Origin of the sequence: Methyloferula stellata AR4, assembly GCF_000385335.1 — a bacterium.
Classification (GTDB): Bacteria; Pseudomonadota; Alphaproteobacteria; order Rhizobiales; family Beijerinckiaceae; genus Methyloferula; species Methyloferula stellata.
Window position 1 is genome coordinate 3,739,532 of record NZ_ARWA01000001.1, and the last position, 20,927, is coordinate 3,760,458.

Here is a 20,927-nt window from a genome sequence, read left to right on the forward strand (position 1 = left end):
TCTTGGCACCGGACTTGCCAATATGCCTTCAATCATGCGTGCGAAAGTACGGGAAGCGTGACGCTTCTCCGCAAGACTGGTTGATTTAATGCCAACAACTCTACCGGCCTCTTTTACATCCTCACGTTCGAGCCCGTTTCTATCGCGCCGCATGGCGGGCTTTTTCTATCTCGTTTTGCCGCCTGTTTTGATGCTGTTTCCGATCCTTGTCGCGGCCGGCCTCGAACATCACTCCTTGCGGGCCATGGCGAGAGCCGTCAATGTTCAATTGAACCATGCGGCCTGCGATGAGATGGGAACATGTATCCTCGGCGAGCACAGCAGGCTTCGAAGGCCCGAAAAACACTAGAGCCGGATGGGGAAACCGTGCAGCGGTTTTGCGGGCGCAATCAAGTTTACGCAGATTGCGCAACCTGATCTGCGTATCCCGCTCTAAGTTATTAGAATCAATCACGACATCGGACGCCGATCTTCGATGCCGATGTAATGCAACTGTCACATCCTGCCGATCGATCCTGCCCCACTCCAAAGTTCCGTTAGGGCAGATGGAAACCCGCACGTTTCCGTGGAAAAACTTACGTAAATTTAACGCCAGGCATACCGCATATGAGGGTTGCGCCATGGCTCCGCGTTTGGAAAAGCTTGGGCGTTTCTTGGATGGCACCAACTCTCTCCTCTCGCCTTGTGCGAGAGGAGATTTTTGGAAAATACTCCCTTTTCAGGTGCCGAAAATTGCCAGGGTAGCCGCTTTTCAACATCGCATTTAAAGCGCATTCAGCCCGGACCATGTCCTGGCAGAATGCGCTCGATGCCGTTGGCGTTTGAGCAAAACGCACCCGCCAGCCGCTTCCATCCGGGGAAATGCGTTGAAAACCGGGGCTCGGCCTCGCCCAAACCGGCGCCGATTTTTGTCGCTTTGGATGGGCATTCCGCTGTAGAAACATCTGAGATGGCGCGGAAATCACTTTCGCGGCACGCACGGTGCGACGGGCTTCACGCTTGACTTGAAGACGGGCCTATCTTATCCGGCTCATCTCCGCGGTATGCCACTCGCCGCCGCGCGGGGGAGTAGCTCAGTTGGTTAGAGCGCCGGCCTGTCACGCCGGAGGTCGCGGGTTCGAGTCCCGTCTCTCTCGCCATTATCATGGCGCATTCAAAACAGGTTAGGCGTGTTTCGGCGAAGATTGACGCCTCGCGCGGCCCACACCTGCGTCGCAGCCTAATTCAGAACGCAAAATCCGCCTCGAACCTCGCCAGGGCACGGCGAGGATTTCTGGCCTCGGCCGGGGGGGACGGAGGGCTGCGACTGGGCTGTGGGGACAGCCGGGACAGAAACCGCCGAGGCAGCAGGCACCGGCGGCGGCGAAGCCGCGACAAAGGTCACACGCGGTTCGGATTCCAGCTGTGGGGTCTTGCCAGCCATTTGAGGCGAGATACCCTGATATCCATAGGCACCGATGGTCAGGGCAATCAGGATGATGACCAGGCCCAGCCCGAGGCTTCCGGAATCCATTTTGAACAGGCGTCCCGTGCTGACTGTCGAAAATGATTGCGCCGAGGGGCTCGCCTGGCCGCCGCCGAAAAAGGCCATAGCCCGCGTCTGACGGCCCAAGCCGCCCGTGAGCACATTCACCCGGTTATCCAAGGCCGTGAGGCGACGTCGTCTAAACATCGCTTCAAAGTGGCCGGAAGAATTTAATATATTCTCATGCCAAACGCAGAAACACGCCCGCCCCGCCCGTAAGAATCGCAGCTGCCTTGAAAAAAGCCGCCACAAACTTCGGATTGGCAGCGTTCAGCGTGACCGGAGCCGCATTGGCTCCGCTTCTAGCGGCGGCCGCGAACCCTCGGCTCGACGATGATCGGCCCGCCGCATCCAGGCCCTGCGCCGCAAGACGAGCTTCTGCCGGTTATGGGCGATGTGGTGGTCACGGGCGGGACCGACCGCGCCGATAGGCCTCCTGCGGTTAACCCGCCGCTCGGCGTTCCCGACAGGATGGCGGCTCCCGCCGGGATCGTCGGGTCCCTCATTTGCGCCATCGCGCCAGTCGAGATGAGCGCGAAGGCGCAAGCGAACGCAGCCAAAGTCGAACTTCTGTTCATGACGGTCTCCTTCGTTTCCGAAGGTCTAACGGACGGCGCCTCCGGCCGGTTCAAATCGCGAGCAACACTTCGCCGTGAGAACCGGCCACTTGAAATGCCAGCGCGCCGTAAGCTCGGCAGGCTTGCCCGAGCCCATAGAAGCGAAAAGTTTTCGGTTGCTCCAAGGGAAGCTTTAGGAGATTGAAGCCTCTCCCTTCCCTGTCTTGGCCGCCCAGATCATATCGCTTTAGATGAATAAACGTCCCCTCGGCAATTCCGGCCTTGAGACGGCCCCGCTCGTCTTCGGCGGCAATGTTTTCGGCTGGACCACGGACGAGCCGACCTCCTTCGCGCTCCTCGATGCCTTCGTCGATTGCGGCTTCAATTTCATCGATACGGCGGATGTCTATTCCCGCTGGGCCGAAGGTCATACGGGCGGCGAATCCGAAACCATCATCGGCAAATGGCTGAAGCGCACCGGCAAGCGCGACAAGATCATCATCGCGACCAAAGTCGGCATGGACATGGGCGCGGCCGGAAAGGGCCTCGGCAAGGCGCATATCGTGAGTTCGATCGAAGATTCGCTGCGGCGGCTCAACACCGATCATATCGATCTCTATCAGGCGCATCGCGACCTTCCAGAAACGCCCCTCGAAGAAACGCTGGAGGCTTTCGCGGGCCTCGTGCAAGCCGGCAAAGTCCGGGCGATCGGCGCCTCGAACTATGAAGCGCCGCGCCTGGCTGAGGCGCTGAGGGTGAGCGAGGCGCGTCATTTGCCACGCTACGCCTGCCTGCAGCCGCATTACAATGTCGCCTATCGCACCCGGTTTGAGAGTGCCTTGCAGAAGCTCTGCATCGACGAGGGACTCGCGGTCATTCCCTATTATGTTCTGGCGGGCGGTTTTCTCACGGGCAAATATCGGTCCGAAGCCGACATCATCGGCAAGCCGCGCGATTTCTATGTGAAGAAATATGCGACGGAGCGTTGCTTCGATATTTTGAAGGCAATCGATGAGGTGGCCGCGCGCTTTAATGCGACGCCGGCGCAGATCTCGATCGCCTGGGCCCTGGCGCAGCCAGGTATCACGGCGCCGATCGTCAGCGCCACGAGCCTCGCGCAATGGAACGAGGTCGCAAAATCGATCGAGATCAGGCTCGATGCCGAGGCTCTCGCTCTATTGGATAAGGCCGGCACCGCATCACCTCAATGATGCGCGAAGGAGCGAGATTTGGGAGATGAGATTATCCTGATCGGGCCGAGTGGTGCCGGCAAAAGCACGCAAGGGAAACTGCTGGCGAGGACGCTTTGTCTGCCGCAATGCTCCATGGACGATCTGCGCTGGGACTATTATCGCGAAATAGGCTTTGATGAGGAAAAACAGCGCGAGATCACGGAGAAAGAAGGCCTCGGAGCCGTCTTGCGTTACTGGAAACCTTTCGAGGCCCATGCGGTCGAGCGGTTGCTGGCGGAGCATCATGACTGCGTGATCGATTTCGGCGCGGGGCATTCCGTCTTTGAGGCAGACGACCTGTTTGCCCGGGTCCAAAAGGCCCTGATGCCCTATCCGAATGTCGTTCTATTGTTACCATCGCCGGATCTGGACGAGTCCGTCAGGGTCCTCCTCAAACGCAGACCCGACCTGCCGCCGGGCGTCAATGAACATTTCGTCCGATATCACTGCAATCACGACCTCGCGAAGATCGTGATCTACACGGCGGGTCAGAAGCCGAAGGAAACCCGCGACTGTATTCTCAAGGCAGTCGCCGACAAGGCCGGCGCGGCGTAACCGAAATATTCACAGCTCATTCGGCGACGGCCAGGATGACCGGCGCTTCCGCCCTCCGCAGCGGCACATGGCGCAGCCATGCGCCGGAGAAAACGGCGAAGGCATTGATCCCCCAAAACAGGATCATCCCGGCGGCCAGGGCGACATAGACGCCGGTGGTTCCTGCAACGAGGCGCGTCGCGAGAAAACCGCCGCCCGCCGCCACAGCGAGGCGGGCGACACCCGCGGCCAAGGGCCAAATCATGCGGCCCGTCCCTTGCGCCGCGAAATAAAGCGCAAGGCCAAATCCAAAGAAGCCGTAGAAGGGACCAACGATCCGCAAATAGCGGATGCCGAAATCCATCATCACCGGATCGTTGCCATAAAGATCGAGCCAGGACCGCGGCCAGAGTGCCGCTGCGACGCCGACCGCTTCCGTCAGGAAGCCGGCCATGAAGGCGCCGGTCCAGGCGGCTTTCGCGGCGCGTTGGAATTCGCCCGCGCCGACGGCCGTGCCGACCATCGCGCCGAGCGGCGCACCAAGGCCGAAGACCAAAGGCACAAGCAGATATTCGAGCCGCGCGCCGGTGCCATAGCCCGCGACCGCCTGCGGTCCGTAGACGCCGACGAAGGCCGTCGCCGTCGCAATCGTCACATTGGTCGTGGTCGCGACGAGCGAAGCGGGTGCACCGACCCGCAAAATATCCGCCAATCTGGCAAAGGACAGCGCCGGAATCTTCCAGCTCGGATGCAAGATCCCGCGTCCGGACCAGATGTAGCCCACAAAGATCGCCGAGCCGACGGCGTAATAGATGAGCACGGCGGTGGCGCCGCCGATGATGCCGAGGCGCGGCAGAGGCCCGAACCCAAAGATCAGCAACGGCGACAGCGGTATGAGCACAACGACGCCGCCGAGCACGACAAGGGCCGGCAAAATCATATTGCCGGTGCCGCGGATGACGGCGGCCAGCGAGTTGAAGAGCCAGAGCAGGATCGCGCCGCCGAAAACCAGATTGGCATAGACGATGGCCGCGGCGAGCGAAGCCTCGCGCCCGCCCATCAAACCATAGAGGCTCGGGCCCGCGGGCAACATCACAAGCGTCGTGAGAACGCCGAGACCGAGCGCCAGCGCGACGGCATGCCAAACCAAAAGATCGGCTTCATCCTTGCGTCCGGCGCCGAGCGCACGCGCGACGGCGGATAAGATCCCGCCGCCCATGGCGCCGGCGGAGATCATCTGAAACAGCATGAAGACCGGAAAGACGATCGCGATCCCAGCGAGCGCGTCGGTGCCGAGCCAGGCGATGAAATAGGTCTCGATGAGGCCGACGAGAGCTTGCGCCGCCATGACGGCGATATTCGGCATAGAGAGCCGCAACAGGGTCCATCCGATCGGCCCTTCCAGCAGGAGTTTGGTCTTCGCGTCCATGGCAAGCTCTCTTGACGGCCAGGTTCTCTTGACGGTTTGGAACCATACGCGCATATACGCGTTATTGACACGTGTATATGCTCCTTTCACGGTGATTTGCAATGAGTGAACGATCGCAACAACAGGGCGACTGCCCGGTTTGCAACTGTCAGGCGATCCGGCAGGCCGCGCGCCAGGTCACACAGCTCTACGACGGACATTTGGCGCCGGCGGGGCTCCGCACCTCGCAGTTGAGCCTCCTCGCCAATCTGAGCCGCAATGGCCCGCAGTCGATCCATGAATTGGCTGCGAACCTTGTGATGGACCGCACAACCTTGGGCCGGGGTATTCGGCCCCTGGAACGCGATGGTCTGATCGAGATAGGTGACGGGCCGGACGGCCGCACTAAATCTTTGAAGCTGACTGCGGCTGGCCGCAAAAAGCTCGCTCAGGCTCTGCCGCTTTGGCAGGCGGCGCAGGACGAGTTCGAAACGGCCTTCGGCACCGCCGAGGCTCTCACGTTACGCACGACCCTCAATCGGGTCGTATCCCTGATCCCCCGCGAAGATTAAGCGCGGCCCGGAAACCTGCTTCACACTTTAAGACATGGAGTTAGATCATGAAAATCGAAGGTTCTGTCGCACTCGTGACCGGCGCCAATCGTGGATTGGGCAAGGTCTTCGCTGAAAAGCTGCTCGCCGCGGGCGCGCGTAAAGTCTATGCCGGCGCACGCGATCCGATGAAGGTCGCGATTCCCGGCGTCGTGCCCATCAAGCTCGACATCACAAATTCGGACGACGTGAAGGCCGCGGCTGCCGCTTGCGGCGATGTCACGATCCTCATCAACAATGCCGGCATCGCGGCGCCCGTGCCGCTCCTCGGCGGGGACGTCGCCGAAATAGCGCATCGCGAAATGGAGACGAATTATTTCGGCACGTGGCGCGTGAGCAGCGCCTTTGCGCCGATCCTGGTCAAGAATGGTGGTGGAGCGCTCATTAATATTCTCTCCGTGGCATCGTGGAGGTCGCTGGCTCCGCTCCAATCCTATAGCGCGTCGAAATCGGCCGAATGGTCTTTGACCAACGCGCTTCGGAATGAATTGAAGAAAGACGGCACGCAGGTGATCGGCGTTCATGCCGGCTTTATCGATACCGATCTTGTCAGCGCGTTCAACGCGCCGAAAACGAGCCCGGAGGATATCGTCGCGCGTGTTCTGACGGCGCTCGAAAACGGCGAAGAGGAAGTGCTGGCCGACGAGGTTTCCCGCAATGTCAAAGCGGGGCTCAACGCCGAGCCGCCAGTCTATCGGGCGGCGTAAACCCTTCCGGATCGACATAAAGCCTCACCCTGGGATGAGACCGGAACGGTCTATGTCTCGGGGTCGGGGCCTGTCATGAGGAATGCGGCTTGCTTATAAGGCCGCATGACGCATCTGCCCAAAGACATCATCGCCTTCTGGTATGAGGCCGGACCCTATCGCTGGTACGACGCGACGCCTGAGTTCGACGTCGAGGTCACGGCCAAATGGCTTGCCGCGCATGAGATGGCGGCGCGCGGCGACTACGACGGTTGGAAGGACGGTCCCGAAGGCGCTTTGGCGCTTCTCCTGCTTCTGGATCAATTCCCCCGCAATATGTTTCGCGGAACGCCACGCGCCTTTGCAACCGACCCTCTTGCCTATGAGGTCGCCGCGCACGCGCTTGCACAAGGCTTCGACCAGAAATTCAAAAATCCCTGGCGGCGGTTTTTCTATCTGCCCTTCATGCATTCGGAAAATCTGGCCGACCAGAAACGCTGTCTCGAACTCTGCCTTGCCTGCGGTGACCAAGGCGGCATAGGTGCAAGCCGCATCCATTTGATGCTGATCGCCCGTTTCGGCCGGTTTCCGCACCGCAACGGGGTTTTGGGCCGGGAAATGACCCCGGGCGAACAGGCCTACCTCCATGCCGGCGGCTGGAGCGGTTAGCTTTCTTCCGAGCCATGCCACGCCTACCTGTCGTCAAAGGACAGCAGCTTCATGATATAAGCGCGGCGCGCCGTTTCGAGCTCGACGGCGGACGAGAGATCGACCTAGACCTTGCGTGAAAGCTTAACCGTACTTGCCGGCTTACTCATTCTCTGCCTCAGCATCGCTTTGGCGGCACCATATTTCGTCGATTGGAACGCGCAGCGCGGCTTGATCGAAACCAAGCTCTCGCAGGCCCTCGGCGAAAAAGTGACTATTCGCGGCAATCTCGATCTGAAGCTCCTGCCGACGCCCTATCTGCATCTCCAAAAGATCGAAATTTTGGATGAGGCCGCCTCGGCGAGTTTCACGGCCGACGATGTCCTGCTCGAAATCGCCATCCCGCCGCTTCTGCGCGGCGAGGTCGATTTCATCGAGGCACGGGTGAAAAGCCCGCGTCTGAAGCTGATCCAAGGCACGGACGGCACGCTGAAGGCGCCGCAACCGGGAGGCTTTTCGGGGCAAGCCCGTTTCGAGCGGATCGCCATAGAAGACGGCAGAATCGAAATCGAAGATCCGGCGCAAGCCAATACATTGGTTCTGGATCATCTCGATCTCAGCGCCGAAGCAAACTCGCTGGCCGGGCCATTCAAGGGCGATGGAAGCGGGATGGTCCTCGGCGAGAAAACCGGCTTCCGCTTTTCGACCGGCCAGCGCGAAGGCGACAGCCTGCGGCTGAAACTCGTCGTCGACAAAAGCAAGACGCATCCGCGCGCCGATTTCGACGGCACGCTCACGTTCGAACATCGCAGGAACGGCCGCCTCGCGGCCTCCTTCGCCGGCAATGCCGGATTCTCCGGCCTTTGGCGCGGCGCCTCCGAGACAAGCGACATTGCCATCCCCTGGCATCTCAGCGGTCCTCTTCGCATAGCAGAGCGCAAGGCCACGATGGACACGCTCGATCTGCGTCTCGGCGACGAAGACCATGGCGTGAATACGGCCGGCACGGCCGAACTCGATTTCGCGACAACGCCCAAAGCCAGCGTCAATCTCCGCGCCAAACAGATCGATATAGACCGCCTGTTGGCCGATCCGGCAAAGCCGCAAACCCCCGAGACTCTCGAACAAAGCCTCACGGGTTTGATGAATGAATCGCGTCTTTCGACCTTCCCCATCCCATTGACCTTGGACGCCACCGTCGAGACGGCGACGGTGAACGGCGAAACGCTTGCCGATCTCTCCGGCGCATTGGTCCTCAATCAGAACCAGCCGGTCTGGGTGCGCTTTGAAACGAGCCTGCCCGGCCGTTCGCACGTCCATCTCGATGGACGTCTTGAAGCGGGCGCCGCGATGCAGTTCGACGGCCGGATCGAGGCTGGCTTCGGCGATTTCGGGCGCGTGAATGCATGGCTCGCGGGCGTGCTGCCGCATTGGGCCGAAGAAACACGCAAGCTGCCATTTCGCACGCTCGAAGTCAGCGGCGAAGCGAGCCTGTCGCGCGTCGGCTTTTCCGGCCGCGGCCTCAGCCTGCACCTCGACCGCTCGAACCTCACCGGCAATCTGTCCTATACGCAGGCGGTCGGTTCGGAGCCCGCGCGTTTCTTCGTCGATATGAGCGCGCCCTCGCTCGATCTCGACGGCTGGCCCGATCTGAAAGATGCCGCTCATCTCGTTGAGGCAACCGATCTCGCGATCCGCTTCGATGCGCATGCCGTGAAACTCGGCGGCCTTCGCAAGGGCACGGTCGATACCGGCGAGATCCGGCTGAAACTGACCAAGACAGGCGCCAATACAAATCTCGAAGAGCTGAGCTTGAACGGCGTCGGCGGCGCCAACGTCAACGCCAAAGGCCAATGGAACGGACAGAGCGGCGGTCTCGATGCCAAGCTCAATGCGCCACGGCTTGCCGATCTGACGGCCTTCCTGCAGCGTGTGGTTCCGAGCGCCGCGCTCGACATGGTGGCCGAGCGCGCAACGGCCTTGTCGCCGATCCAGCTCGATCTCCACGCAGAGGCGGGCAGCGCCGTGTCATCCTCGGCGCCGGCGCTGACCGCTTTGACCCTCACGGGCACGGCGGGAGCGACGCGCGTTTCGGCCAATATCAAATCCAACCCGAAGAACCCGAGTCTCGGCACCGCATCGGCGACGATCGACGCGCCTGACGGCTCAGCCCTGCTCCGCCAATTGGGCGCACAGGTCTTGCCGCTGAACGGATTGGGACACGGGCGTATCGAGATCAAGACCCAAGGGCCGCTGAGCGGCTCGCCTGATATGGCGCTGCAAGTGACATTTGCTGGCCTCAACGTCAATTTCCATGGCCGGATCGAACGGCCAACGAGCCCCGGCCAGGAAACGCTCGCGGCCAACGGCCAATTGACCGTGGCCGCGACAGATCTTTCGCCTTTCCTGCAGGCCACCGGCCTCGCTTTTCCCGATCTGACCGCACGTATCCCGGCCGATGTCGCAACGGACATCGACTGGCGCGCGTCACGGCTCGATCTGCGTAATCTCAGGGGTACCTTCGCCGGCCGTGCGCTATCCGGGCGCCTCACTTACGCGCCCCAGGCCGGCGTGAAGAAATTGACCGGCGCGCTCGACCTCGACAAAACCTCGGCAGCGGCTCTGCTCGAATTGCCGCTCGGTCCGCCGCAACCGGCGAAAGGCGGCACGCTCTGGTCGAACCTTTCGTTCGGATCCGGCCTGCCCGATCCACCGCCTGTAAACGTCACGCTGCGGGCGAAGACCTTCGACATTCTGCCTGGATTGTCGGGCGAAGACGCCGCCCTCCAGCTCGAAATCGCGCCGGACGTTTTTACGTTTCGCGACTTCACGATGAAGATGGGCGGCGGCATGGCGGCCGGCACCCTCACCCTGCGCCGCGACGGCGCAACGGCGGCGGTTGCCGGACATATCAATCTTGAAAATTACGGGCTCGATCTTCCGAGCCTGCATGGCCGTGCCTCGGCCGCGCTCGATATTTCAGGCAGCGGACAAAACCCCCTCGCGCTGATGTCGAACCTTGCCGGTTCAGGACATACGAGCTTCACCGATCTGATGGTGCGGCGCGCCGATCCCGCTGCTGTCGCCCGCGTCTTCGCCGATGTCGAACATGACAAGCTTACGGTCGACGAAGCCGAAGTCGAGCGGGCGCTGGGCCGCGAATTCGATCGCGCCGGGCTGAACGCCGGCGCGAGGCCTTTCGATCTTGCCGTGGTCGGCGGCGTCTTGCGCCTTACGCCCGCGCCGGTGAAAGAGACCGAAGGCAATCCCGTCTCGCTCGACGAGTTTTCGCTGTCTCTCGATTTACGCACGGCCGCCATCGACGAACGGCTCGGGCTCGCGCTTCTCGCTTTGCCCAAGGATTGGCAAGGCTCGCCACCGCGCGTCGTTTTGAACTTTAAAGGCGCTCTCACCAATCCGGCGCGCACGATCGAGGCTGCGAGCTTCGTCAATGCGCTCGCGGCGCGCGCGATCGCACGCGAAGCGGCGCGCATCCAATCCTATGAATTCGACCTGCATGAACGAGCGTTCTTCAATCAGCGTCTGCAGTATGAACGCCGCCGCGAACAGGAGCGGCAGAAGGCCGAGGACGACGCGCGGCGTGCGGAAGCCGAACGCAAAGCCGCCGAAGCGACGCGGCTCGAGCGTCTCAAGAAAGCCGAGGAGGCGCGCAAGAAGGCCGAAGAGCCCTTGCGCACCAACGCGCCGCCTGAGGCGCAGCCGGCACAAGATCCGCAATCCAATGCAACGCAATCGCAGCGGCCGGTTACACCGGCCGATCCGTCGTCGCTTGGTCGTTACTAGAACCCGAGCTCGAAAAGCTCCCCAGCTTTTCGAGGTCGTTTTCCAGAATGTGCTTCAAGCGGTGTGAACGCTTTCCGGCACGGGCTCATGATGGCGCATGGCCTTCAACACGAAGACACGCAGAGCCGAGGATAGATTGGCCTCGCCGCGTTCGGAATCGATCTCCGCCACCAAAGCCGAGATCGAAAGGCCGCGCTGCGAAGCGATGCTCTTCAGACCTTCCCAAAAGTCTTCCTCAAGCGAAACGCTGGTGCGATGACCGGCGATTGCAAGCGAATGTTTGATGATAGTCATCGTCATTTGGGGCCCCCCCTTTTCAATCCGATCAGTCCTCAGGCTCATCACAAGAGCGTCGCTTATGTGCATCGAGCCTGTGCTCATCAAGCGCAGTATTGGCTTTTGCGTTTTCGCGCTCTGCCTTGCTGCGCCCGAACTGGGTGCGGTTTTCAGCCGCTTTCTGCTCCGCTTCCGCACGGGCCTTGGCCTTGCGGACGCGGCGCAAATTGACGATCTCCGCCATCACGGCTTCTTGCGAAACGCGTCGATGGAAATGACTTTGGCCTCTTCCGATTGAGGCGCATCCCCCGCGCCTTCGTCGGCATGTTCGCCAGGCAGAAAGGCAGCAGCCGCGCGGCCGCCAGGATGGGCCGCATCCGACGAAACGGCCGCGAGATCCTGCGGTTCGGCGGCCCTCGCCTCCAGACCAATCGGCCCTTCGACGTCATTGGCGCCGATCTCGCTCTCGAATTTCAATCCGAACTGGACCGACGGATCGAAGAAACCCGTCAAGGCTTCGAACGGGATGAAAAGCGTCTCCGGGATTTTTTGAAACGACAGGCCGACTTCGAAGCCTTGCTCCAACACGTTCAACCCCCAGAACTGATGCTGGAGGATGATCGTCATTTCGGTCGGATATTGGTTGCGCATGCGCGCCGAGAGCCGCACGCCGGGAGCGTGCGTTTTGAAGGTGATATAGAAATGATGCTCGCCCTGAAGCCCGTCGCGCGCCGCGTCCGTTAGGACTTTGCGGACCACGCTGCGCAAGGCCTCCTGAACCAGGAGATCGTAACGGATCAGATCTGTTGCCATCTATAAGCCTGCCTCTGCGCACATGCCGCAATCCCCCGATGGCTGGCATGGTTATTTAGGTAACCAATTACTCCCGCAGGGTTACCTTGGCCGTTCAAAATTGAACGAACCTGAAAACCTTGCCGGGGGAGTGTGTGGAGGCTTCTGTTGCCAGGTGCCTCCGAACCCCGCCTTAAAGTGCTACCCCTAAGGACTTTAAATCGGTACCTTTACCGCATTACGCAGCAACGGCCACCGGAGCATAGTTGTCATTGGCAACTATAAGTTTAGCCCGATAACGGTGGAGCCATGCCGAGCGAAAGAACATCCTTTACACTCCCCGTCGAACCTATTTCGCCCCCGTCAAATTCAGTATGTGCGTTTTCGCACAGACTGAATTTGGTGGAGGCGCCGGGTACCGCCCCCGGGTCCGAAGAGCTTATTTCGAAGTCGTTTATCGCCATAGCCGGAGAACCAGCAAAAACAATATAGGCGCGCCTTGCGGAATAAGAAAGAGTTGATGGCCGAGCCCGGATCGAATCAGGCAATTTCTGTTTCGATCAAATTGATGCGATCAGAGCCCCCGGAACCCGCCGGGGCATTTATGACGGATGCATAACATCGATCCCACCATCGACGACGACCAGACGCCGCCGCCCGAAATGGCGCGCTTAGAGACCACTCCGATCCCCCACCCGAGCGGTGCAATTGCCGGTTCCGGCAGTGCACAGCCCTATGGGCTTCTCGGATTGTGTCTAAGCCTGTTCGCCATTCTTTTTGTCACAATCGTCTACGCGGCGCTCGCAGGCGGCCTTGCCCTGCTCGTCGATGGCCTCTCCTTCGGCTGGACGCCGCCGCTCGATCGCGTGCGGCAGCTCGAGGCGGAGAGCGCCAGCAATCCGGCATTGGCGCTGCATCTCGGTCTCGGCATTTCGCTCGCCGTCTATCTTGCGCTGAGCCTCGCGGTCCTGACGCTGGCCCGGCTGCGCGGCGGCAGCGCCTGGCGCCAAATCATCGGATGGCGGCCATGGCCGGTGTTGAAGACGCGCCGGGCCTTTTGGTTCATAGTGGGCGCAGCGCTTATCTATGGAATCGCGGCGAACTTGCTCGTCGGGCTTTACTATCCACCGTCCAAAGACTGGTTCACGGTGCCGAAGGAAGGCCTCGCGGCCTTCATGCTTTTCGTCCTGGCCGTCGTATTCGCGCCGCTGACGGAAGAGCTTCTGTTTCGCGGCTGGATCTATACGAGCCTGCGCGCCAGTTTCGGTCTATGGACGGCGCTCCTCGTCAGCGCCGCCCTTTTTGCGGGCGCCCATTATGAAAGCAGCCATATCTATGCCCTGGTTGTATTCCCCATCGGCCTCGCGCTCGGCGGCATGCGCGAAGCAACAGGCACCCTCAAGGCATCCATCAGCTTTCACGCATTTTACAACGCGATCGCTTTTGGCCTCGCGCTCTTCGACATAGGGTAGAGCGGACATGCGCGCCTATCTCGATCTGCTCGCCAAAATCCTCGACGAAGGCCAAGAAAAGGCCGACAGAACCGGCACCGGCACTCTGTCGCTTTTCGGCCATCAGATGCGCTTCGATCTCAGCAAAGGCTTTCCGCTCGTCACGACGAAAAAGCTGCATCTGAAATCGATCGTGCACGAGCTGCTCTGGTTTTTGAAAGGTGACACGAATATCGCCTATCTCAAGGAGAACGGTGTCGGCATCTGGGACGAATGGGCCGATGAAAACGGCAATCTCGGCCCTGTCTACGGCCAGCAATGGCGCTCGTGGCGCGCACCGGACGGCAGGACGATCGATCAGATTTCAAACGTGATCGAGGATTTGAAGCGCAACCCGTTTTCGCGCCGCCATATCGTGTCGGCGTGGAATCCCGCGGACCTCGGCGACATGGCTTTGGCGCCCTGCCATTGCCTCTTCCAATTCCATGTGGCGGAAGACAAGACCGGCACAAAGCGCCTGTCGTGCCAGCTCTATCAGCGTTCGGGCGATGTGTTTTTAGGCGTGCCCTTCAACATCGCGAGTTATGCGCTCTTGACCCATATGGTCGCGCAGGTCACGGGGCTCGCACCCGGCGACTTCGTGCATACGTTCGGCGACGCGCATCTTTATCTCAATCATCTCGACCAGGCGCGCGAGCAACTCTCCCGCACGCCGCGCGCCTTGCCGCGGCTCAAGCTCAATCCAGAGGTGAAATCGATCTTCGATTTCCGCTTTGAGGATATCGTGATCGAGGATTACGATCCGCATCCGGCGATCAAGGCGGAAGTGGCGGTTTAGATTTGCGCCGCGCTTGTCGCCTCACCTACATCGATGATGAAGGATCTATCGCGACGTGATCGCATTGCGCAGCTCGATCGCATGCGAGATGAACTTGAGCTTCTCAAAGCCCTGCCCCGTGCCGAGGATCGCAATCGTGCCGTAATCAAGAAGGCGACCAAGAATCGATTGGTCGACGATGACCGACTCGACCTTGTCCATGTTCATTTCGTTCGTATAACGATTGATGAAACCCCTCTTATGGACGACCCGCGTAGTCGTGACCGCGATCTCGGTCGTGAAGCTCTTCCACCAGGCGCGCAGAACTCCGGCCAGACCGAGGATAAGAAACACAAAGGCCAGCGCGAGGGCTGGCCATTGATAATGCGTATATTTGAAATGGACAGAGAGGCCAAAGGCCGCCGCGGCACAAATGAGCCACAGGATCCCCGGCATATAGATGATCCAATGAATCCGGCCGACGACGAGCACTTTTTCGCCGGGCTGCAATATTTGATTCACGTAGCTCATGGATCGGACACCACTCTAGAGTCAGGACTCGATCGTCGAACCGTCATTGCGAGGAGAGGAGCGATGACGAATCCATGCCGAAGATCCATGCCATTATCTAAGCAATTGTCCCTGGATTACCTTTTGTCGGCGCCCGACATCGCGCCGGAGAAACCGGCCTTGACAACGGCTTTCTCGTTTCTGATGACACTGGCCTCGATATCGGGAAAATCGCAGTCAAGCAGGAATTTGAACAGCGCCGCGTAATTGTCATTTTCCAGCGTGTAATCGACCGATGCATCCGCCAGATATCCAAACGAATCCACAACGACAACGCGGATGAAGGCTTTCTTATCCTCGGCTGGAACCGCCGGATTCAAGCCGATGGTGATCAGGGGATATGAGCCATTCATCTTGCCTCTGAAGAGAAGCCGTCTCGCCTTATCGAAACGGACGTCGTAAAGATTAATCACATCGTCCTTGGTTGGATCATCCCGGCGAAAATCAAGGCTGCTGTTCCAGATTTGCAGGCGCATCCAGGCCGTGTCACCATCCCGCTTTTCAAGCGTGACCTCCAAATGCCGTCCAATGAAAGAATCTGCGAGAAGCGTTAGTGGCTCAGGCATACGGTTTTCCTTTGAAGTCTGTTTCGCATCTTATATCAGGTCCCAGAAATGGCCGCCTGCTCCACTCTCGAATTCGCGTGATCTTAGAAACGCTGGCAAAACGCGAATTCGAGAAAGGAGCTAAGTGTCGCTCTCCACGACGCCTGATATAGTGTCATAAATCGCTTTTTAGCGCCTGGAATCGACGCCGGATAGGCTTTTAGCGCTTACGCAAGGCGCCGGATAGAGGTTTATGGGACATAACGAAAACAGAGTGCCTTTTCACATTCGCTCCGCGGTGCCCGCCGATGCGGCTCAGATCTTCGCGCTTGTCACCGAACTCGCAGCCTATGAAAAGCTCAGCGCTGCGGTCGATGCCACAGCCGAAACGCTGGCGCAGGCGCTTTTTGGCACTGCGCCGCGGGTTTTCTGCGACATGGCAGAGCAGGATGGCGAGCCTATCGGCCTCGCCGTCTGGTTCTATACGTTCTCGACCTTTCGCGGCCGCCACGGCATTTGGCTCGAAGACCTCTATGTGCGTCCAGCCTTTCGCGGGCGCGGCACCGGCAAGGCGCTTCTCGCCGGCCTCGCGGCGCGTTGCGTCAGAGAAAATCTTGCAAGGCTCGAATGGTCTGTGCTCGATTGGAATACGCCATCGATTGCCTTCTACAAGGCTATGGGTGCGGTGCTGATGGACGAATGGACCAATTGCCGCTGCGAGGGCGGCGCGCTTTCCAGCCTCGCGGCGCTTGCAGCCGGCAAGGCTGATCCTGTCCGCATATGAATCCGCCGCTGATCCTCATCGCCGCCATCGCCGAAAATGGCGTCATCGGCAGGGACAATAGCCTCCCCTGGCATTTGACCAGCGACCTCAAGCGATTTCGCGCGCTGACGATGGGAAAGCCGATGATCATGGGACGCAAGAACTTCCAATCAATCGGAAGACCCTTGCCGGGGCGCGAAACCATCGTCGTCACGCGCGACCGCGATTTCACCGCCGAGGGCGTGCATATCGTCTATTCGATCGAGGATGCGCTCGCCTGCGCCGCGGAACGCGCCAGCGCCATGCAGGCGCAAGAGATTATTCTCGCCGGCGGAGCCGAACTTTATTCGGCCATGATCGACGACGTGGATAGGATGAAGATCACTTTCGTCGATCTCGCGCCGGAAGGCGATACGTTTTTTCCTGCCATCAATTGGTCGCAATGGGGGGAAGAAAGCCGCGTGCGCCCGCCAAAAGACGCGAAGGACGATGCGACATTTTCGTTTGTCGATTATCGTCGGCGATGATGTCTCGAACGCCTACGGCATTTATATGCGGAAATTCTATAAATGAGATTGGCCGGTTAATGGAAAATCGCTTGGGATACTCCCAAGCGATATCTTCACCATAGACAAAACCGCCAAGCGATTTTGCAAAAGACACCTACATTTGCTGGAACTTGTTCTATAAGACTACCGGCCGATAAACCGCGTGATATCGGACGATCGGCACCCCGGCTGAACTTTTGAAAGGTCTTTTATGCCTTGGACCAGTAACGGCAATGGCGGCGGAAGCTGGAAACCCGGCAATCCCGGCCCGTGGGGACAAGGACCCAGCGGATCGACGCCGCCAGACCTCGAGGAAATGCTGAGCCGGGTCCAGCAAAGACTGCGGCAATGGATGCCCGGCGGCGGCGTGAGTTCGCGCGGCATCATCGCCCTGGTGCTGATCGGCCTTCTCATCTGGCTTCTAACCGGCTTTTACACGGTCGGCCCGAACGAGGTCGGCCTCAACAAAGTCTTCGGTGGCTATACTGGCAGGACCACGCCCGGCCTCAATTACAATTGGCCCTATCCGGTGGGCTCGGTGCTGAAGCTTCCGGTGACCAACCGCAAGGCCACCAATATCGGCTTCATCTTCCGTCCGAACGGGCAGCCGCCCATCGATCTGCCGGAAGAAAGCCTGATGCTGACGGCCGATGAAAATATCGCCGACGTCAAATTCGTGGTGATCTGGCAGATCGATCCGGTTCATCCGGAAGATTACGCCTTCAACGTCGCCAATCAGGAAGAAACCGTGAAAGCCGTCGCGGAAAGCGCGATGCGCGAAGTGATCGGCCGCAGCCAGATTCAAAAGATCCTGACCGCCGAACGCAAGGTGATCGAACCTGCCGTGCAGGATCTCATGCAGAAAGTCTTGAACGACTATAAAGCCGGCGTGCTCATCCTTCAGGTGCAATTGCAATCGGTCGATCCGCCCGAGCAGGTCATTGCCGCCTTCCGCGACGTGACCGCGGCGCAGCAGGATCAGGACCGCTTGCGCAACGAAGCCGAAGCCTATGCCAATAGCGTCGTGCCGGAAGCGCGCGGCAAGGCGGCCGCCATCATTCAAGAGGCCGAAGGCTACCGCCTGCAGACCGTCGCCGAAGCGCAAGGTCAGGCGGCGCGTTTCACCCAGATCTACGATCAATATAAAAACGCGCCCGAAGTCACTCGCGAGCGCATCTATCTCGAAACCATGGAGCGTGTGTTGGGCGGTGCCGACAAAGTGATCGTCGACGAGGCCGCCGGGAACGGAAACGGCGTCGTGCCTTATCTGCCGCTGCCGCAACTGGCACCGCGCGCCAGCGATGGGAGCCGCAAATGAGAGGCGCCTATGGCTTTGTCGCGCTGATCGCGCTCGTTGTTATCCTGGTCGTAGCCGCGGCCTCGACCTTTCAGGTTCAGCAGACGGATCAAGGTCTGCTGCTGCGTTTCGGCGAACCTGTCGCCGGACGCGGGCTGATCACACAGCCGGGGCTGCATTTCAAGATTCCGTTCATCGAGGACTATATTCCGATCGACAATCGCATTCTCGATCTCGAAGCGCCGAAGCAGGAGGTGCTCGCCTCCGATAATACGCGCATCGAAGTCGATGCGTTCCTGCGCTACAAGATCGTCGATCCCTTGAAGTTCTACCAAACCGTCGGCACGATCGAGCGGGCGAGGAACCAATTGGGCTTCGTGCTCAATTCGGCGGTGCGCCGCGTGCTCGGCGAAGCCGACCTGACGCAGATCGTGCGCGACAACCGCTCCGCGCTCATGCTGAAGATCCGCGACCAGGTGAACCAGGAGGCCGGCCGTCTCGGCGTCGTCGCCACGGATGTCCGCATCAGGCGCGCCGACCTGCCTCGCCAGATCTCGGAACAGGTGTTCAGGCGCATGCAGACCGAGCGCGCCCGCGAGGCTGCCGAATATCGGGCGCAGGGCTCCGAACAGGCACAGAAGATTCGCGCGAAGGCGGATCGCGACGTGGTGGTTCTGCGCGGCGATGCGCAAAAGCAAGCCGATCAGGTCCGCGGCGAAGGCGACGCGACGCGCAACAAGATCTTTGCCGACGCTTATGGCAAAGATCCGGATTTCTTTGCCTTCTACCGGTCGATGCAGGCCTATGAGAATGGGCTCAAAGCCTCGGACACGCGCATGATTTTGAGCCCGAAGTCGGATTTCTTCCGCTTCTTTGGAACGTCTCATCCCGAACCCGCCGCGGGCGCGCCGTCCGCCGCACGTTAACTTACTCGGGCAAATTCTTGCCCTGCAATTTTGAGGTGCGAGCGGCAATTTGCCGGGCTATGGCTATATGAAAGATAAGGGAAACGGAGCTTTCGGCGAGCCTGGCAAAAAGCGCGACGCCGCCGATTTTCCGCCCTAATTTATCGTTCGATTGGCGCGCTTCTTAAGCCATGCCGCGCGTCCGGTCGCAGGAGATCACTTCATGGGTTTGTTTGCCTTTTCAGAGCTGCGGGTCGTCACGCCATCAAAACATGCCTTGGCTGGCCGACTGCGCCGCGCGAACTTGGCCTTCGCCTGCGCGCTCGGTCTGTCGCTTATTGCCTCGCCGGCCGCTCTTGTCGCGCCCGCCTTTGCCAAAGGACCCGATTCTCTCGCCGATCTCTCCGATCAAGTCAGCGATGCGGTCGTGAATATTTCGGCGACGCAGACGATGGAAGACAAACATGCCTCGGCCGCGCCGCAGCTCGAACCGGGTACGCCTTTTGACGATCTCTTCGAAGAATTCTTCCGCCGCCGTCAGCAAGGCGGCGGCAGCGGCGGCAATAATGATACGCCATTGCCGCGTCCGCGCGAGCGCAAGTCGAATTCGCTTGGCTCAGGCTTCGTGATCGATCCCTCCGGGATCATCATCACCAATAATCACGTCATCGCCGACGCCAATGATATCACCGTCATCTTCACCGACGGCCAAAAGCTGAAGGCACAAATCATCGGCAAGGATTCCAAGGTCGATGTCGCGGTCCTTCGCGTGAAACCCGAAAAGCCGCTGAAATCCGTCAAATTTGGCGACAGCGAGAAAATGCGCGTCGGCGATTGGGTGCTGGCGGTCGGCAATCCATTCGGCCTCGGCGGCACGGTGACGGCCGGCATCATCTCGGCGCATCACCGCAATATCGAATCGGGTCCCTACGACAATTACATTCAGACCGACGCGGCGATCAATAAAGGCAATTCCGGCGGGCCTCTGTTCAACATGGACGGCGAGGTGATCGGCATCAATACGGCGATCCTGTCTCCTTCGGGCGGCTCGATCGGCATTGGTTTCGCCACGCCTGCCGCGACCGTCATGCCGGTCATCGACCAATTGCAGAAATTTGGCGAGACGCGGCGCGGCTGGCTCGGTGTCCGCATTCAAAACGTCGATGAGAGCATCGCGGAAAGCCTCAACCTCGGCCCGGTTCACGGCGCGCTTGTCGCCGGCACCGACGACAAGGGCCCTGCGAAGGCGGCAGGCATCCAGGCCGGCGACGTCATCGTCAAATTCGACGGGACCGACATCAAGGAATCGCGCGACCTGCCGAAGGTCGTCGCCTCCGCGCCGGTCGGCAAGGACGTTGCCGTCGTCGTCATGCGCCAGGGCAAAGAACTGACCAAAACCGTCAAACTCGGCCGCCTCGAAGACAATGAGAAGCTTGCCTCGCTCGAAACGAAGGCCCCTGAAACCAGCAAGGCCTTGCCTCCGACGCCGGTCGAAAAAGCTTTCGGCATGGAGTTTTCGAGCCTCAGCAGCGCCGCGCGGCAAAAATTCTCCATCGGCGAGAGCGTGGCCACAGGCGTCGTCGTCACCGATGTCGATCCGGAGTCGCCGGCCGCCGAGAAAAATATTCAGCCCGGCGAGGTGATCCTGGAAATCAATCAGATCCCCGTGAAGGACCCGTCCGAGGTATCGGCCAAGATCAAAGCCCTGAAGGAGGGCGGCAAGAAATCGGCGCTGTTCCTCATCGCCAATACGCAAGGCGAGGTGCGCTTCGTCGCGCTCTCAATGCAATAGGCAGAATGTCTCGAAATCCGATCGCATGGCCGGGGCGAAATTTTCGCGCCCCGCCCTTGCGGGAGGTAGGCCTCCTCACAATTTCAAGCTCCATAGGACAGTTTCCCGGTCTGCGGCCTTGCCGTAGCTGCCAGCTTTCTATTTTGCTTTAAAATTAAACATTATG

At 60.0% G+C, this 20,927-nt stretch carries 22 protein-coding genes, 1 tRNA gene and 1 other RNA gene; 14 read left to right on the forward strand and 10 right to left on the reverse strand.

Features of this window, described 5'->3' with window-relative positions; all coding sequences use genetic code 11:
- Window positions 1-139: 139 nt before the first annotated feature.
- Complete coding sequence (locus tag A3OQ_RS24540) at window positions 140-664, reverse strand: hypothetical protein (protein ID WP_152428524.1); 525 nt, start codon at window positions 662-664, stop codon at window positions 140-142.
- Between the two features lie 398 nt (window positions 665-1,062).
- Between A3OQ_RS24540 and A3OQ_RS0118470 the strand changes: the two genes are divergently transcribed.
- Window positions 1,063-1,139: transfer RNA gene (locus tag A3OQ_RS0118470), tRNA-Asp, on the forward strand.
- A gap of 80 nt (window positions 1,140-1,219) precedes the next feature.
- Here the strand turns inward: A3OQ_RS0118470 and A3OQ_RS0118475 are convergent.
- Both A3OQ_RS0118475 and A3OQ_RS24545 read right to left on the reverse strand, forming a co-directional pair.
- The gene (locus tag A3OQ_RS0118475; RefSeq protein WP_020176921.1) at window positions 1,220-1,633 is read right to left on the reverse strand and encodes a hypothetical protein; all 414 of its coding nucleotides are present in this window, start codon (window positions 1,631-1,633) and stop codon (window positions 1,220-1,222) included.
- A gap of 194 nt (window positions 1,634-1,827) precedes the next feature.
- Window positions 1,828-2,103, reverse strand: coding sequence for a hypothetical protein (locus A3OQ_RS24545; protein ID WP_152428525.1), 276 nt, complete (start codon window positions 2,101-2,103; stop codon window positions 1,828-1,830).
- 230 nt (window positions 2,104-2,333) lie between these two features.
- On the opposite strand from A3OQ_RS24545, the gene A3OQ_RS0118485 reads away from it, so the two are divergent.
- Entirely contained in the window at window positions 2,334-3,293 is a 960-nt protein-coding gene (locus A3OQ_RS0118485) for an aldo/keto reductase (protein ID WP_020176923.1), read from the forward strand.
- A gap of 18 nt (window positions 3,294-3,311) precedes the next feature.
- Window positions 3,312-3,869, forward strand: coding sequence for a shikimate kinase (locus A3OQ_RS0118490; protein WP_020176924.1), 558 nt, complete (start codon window positions 3,312-3,314; stop codon window positions 3,867-3,869).
- 16 nt (window positions 3,870-3,885) lie between these two features.
- On the opposite strand, the gene A3OQ_RS0118495 is transcribed toward A3OQ_RS0118490, so the two are convergent.
- The gene (locus A3OQ_RS0118495; RefSeq protein ID WP_020176925.1) at window positions 3,886-5,277 is read right to left on the reverse strand and encodes an MATE family efflux transporter; all 1,392 of its coding nucleotides are present in this window, start codon (window positions 5,275-5,277) and stop codon (window positions 3,886-3,888) included.
- 101 nt (window positions 5,278-5,378) lie between these two features.
- On the opposite strand from A3OQ_RS0118495, the gene A3OQ_RS0118500 reads away from it, so the two are divergent.
- The 4 genes from A3OQ_RS0118500 (at window position 5,379) to A3OQ_RS0118515 (ending at window position 11,005) form a co-directional block, all read left to right on the forward strand.
- The gene (locus A3OQ_RS0118500; protein WP_020176926.1) at window positions 5,379-5,828 is read left to right on the forward strand and encodes a MarR family winged helix-turn-helix transcriptional regulator; all 450 of its coding nucleotides are present in this window, start codon (window positions 5,379-5,381) and stop codon (window positions 5,826-5,828) included.
- 47 nt (window positions 5,829-5,875) lie between these two features.
- The gene (locus A3OQ_RS0118505; RefSeq protein WP_020176927.1) at window positions 5,876-6,574 is read left to right on the forward strand and encodes an SDR family oxidoreductase; all 699 of its coding nucleotides are present in this window, start codon (window positions 5,876-5,878) and stop codon (window positions 6,572-6,574) included.
- Between the two features lie 105 nt (window positions 6,575-6,679).
- Entirely contained in the window at window positions 6,680-7,222 is a 543-nt protein-coding gene (locus A3OQ_RS0118510) for a DUF924 family protein (RefSeq protein WP_020176928.1), read from the forward strand.
- A gap of 111 nt (window positions 7,223-7,333) precedes the next feature.
- A complete protein-coding gene (locus tag A3OQ_RS0118515; RefSeq protein WP_020176929.1) occupies window positions 7,334-11,005 on the forward strand; it encodes an AsmA family protein in 3,672 nt (1,223 codons plus the stop codon).
- A gap of 54 nt (window positions 11,006-11,059) precedes the next feature.
- On the opposite strand, the gene A3OQ_RS0118520 is transcribed toward A3OQ_RS0118515, so the two are convergent.
- The 4 genes from A3OQ_RS0118520 to ssrA all read right to left on the reverse strand — a co-directional run bounded on the left by A3OQ_RS0118520 (window position 11,060) and on the right by ssrA (window position 12,591).
- Complete coding sequence (locus tag A3OQ_RS0118520) at window positions 11,060-11,305, reverse strand: ribbon-helix-helix domain-containing protein (RefSeq protein WP_020176930.1); 246 nt, start codon at window positions 11,303-11,305, stop codon at window positions 11,060-11,062.
- 25 nt (window positions 11,306-11,330) lie between these two features.
- The gene (locus tag A3OQ_RS0118525) at window positions 11,331-11,525 is read right to left on the reverse strand and encodes a DUF4169 family protein (RefSeq protein ID WP_020176931.1); all 195 of its coding nucleotides are present in this window, start codon (window positions 11,523-11,525) and stop codon (window positions 11,331-11,333) included.
- A complete protein-coding gene (locus A3OQ_RS0118530; protein WP_020176932.1) occupies window positions 11,525-12,094 on the reverse strand; it encodes an SspB family protein in 570 nt (189 codons plus the stop codon). Before A3OQ_RS0118530 ends, A3OQ_RS0118525 begins: the two co-directional genes overlap by 1 nt.
- 133 nt (window positions 12,095-12,227) lie before the next feature.
- Window positions 12,228-12,591, reverse strand: a transfer-messenger RNA (tmRNA) gene (gene ssrA, locus A3OQ_RS24155).
- A 93-nt stretch (window positions 12,592-12,684) separates the two neighbouring features.
- Here ssrA and A3OQ_RS23770 point away from each other — a divergent pair.
- Both A3OQ_RS23770 and A3OQ_RS0118540 read left to right on the forward strand, forming a co-directional pair.
- The gene (locus A3OQ_RS23770) at window positions 12,685-13,545 is read left to right on the forward strand and encodes a CPBP family intramembrane glutamic endopeptidase (protein ID WP_020176933.1); all 861 of its coding nucleotides are present in this window, start codon (window positions 12,685-12,687) and stop codon (window positions 13,543-13,545) included.
- Window positions 13,546-13,552: 7 nt separating this feature from the next.
- Complete coding sequence (locus tag A3OQ_RS0118540) at window positions 13,553-14,362, forward strand: thymidylate synthase (protein ID WP_020176934.1); 810 nt, start codon at window positions 13,553-13,555, stop codon at window positions 14,360-14,362.
- A gap of 45 nt (window positions 14,363-14,407) precedes the next feature.
- Here A3OQ_RS0118540 and A3OQ_RS0118545 read toward each other — a convergent pair whose 3' ends face one another.
- Both A3OQ_RS0118545 and A3OQ_RS0118550 read right to left on the reverse strand, forming a co-directional pair.
- On the reverse strand, window positions 14,408-14,872 hold the full coding sequence (locus A3OQ_RS0118545; RefSeq protein ID WP_020176935.1) for a PH domain-containing protein: 465 nt from the start codon (window positions 14,870-14,872) through the stop codon (window positions 14,408-14,410).
- A gap of 116 nt (window positions 14,873-14,988) precedes the next feature.
- Window positions 14,989-15,477: a hypothetical protein gene (locus tag A3OQ_RS0118550; protein WP_020176936.1), complete on the reverse strand. Its 489-nt coding sequence runs from the start codon at window positions 15,475-15,477 to the stop codon at window positions 14,989-14,991.
- Between the two features lie 232 nt (window positions 15,478-15,709).
- Between A3OQ_RS0118550 and A3OQ_RS0118555 the strand changes: the two genes are divergently transcribed.
- The 5 genes from A3OQ_RS0118555 to A3OQ_RS0118580 all read left to right on the forward strand — a co-directional run bounded on the left by A3OQ_RS0118555 (window position 15,710) and on the right by A3OQ_RS0118580 (window position 20,761).
- Window positions 15,710-16,240 carry a GNAT family N-acetyltransferase gene (locus A3OQ_RS0118555; RefSeq protein WP_040580206.1) on the forward strand — a complete coding sequence of 177 codons (531 nt, stop codon included), beginning with the start codon at window positions 15,710-15,712 and terminating at the stop codon, window positions 16,238-16,240.
- Window positions 16,237-16,746: a dihydrofolate reductase gene (locus A3OQ_RS0118560; protein ID WP_020176938.1), complete on the forward strand. Its 510-nt coding sequence runs from the start codon at window positions 16,237-16,239 to the stop codon at window positions 16,744-16,746. Before A3OQ_RS0118555 ends, A3OQ_RS0118560 begins: the two co-directional genes overlap by 4 nt.
- A gap of 232 nt (window positions 16,747-16,978) precedes the next feature.
- Complete coding sequence (gene hflK, locus A3OQ_RS0118565; RefSeq protein ID WP_020176939.1) at window positions 16,979-18,085, forward strand: FtsH protease activity modulator HflK; 1,107 nt, start codon at window positions 16,979-16,981, stop codon at window positions 18,083-18,085.
- Complete coding sequence (gene hflC / locus A3OQ_RS0118570; protein ID WP_020176940.1) at window positions 18,082-18,990, forward strand: protease modulator HflC; 909 nt, start codon at window positions 18,082-18,084, stop codon at window positions 18,988-18,990. Before hflK ends, hflC begins: the two co-directional genes overlap by 4 nt.
- A gap of 202 nt (window positions 18,991-19,192) precedes the next feature.
- Window positions 19,193-20,761: a Do family serine endopeptidase gene (locus A3OQ_RS0118580; protein ID WP_020176942.1), complete on the forward strand. Its 1,569-nt coding sequence runs from the start codon at window positions 19,193-19,195 to the stop codon at window positions 20,759-20,761.
- Window positions 20,762-20,927 lie beyond the last annotated feature (166 nt).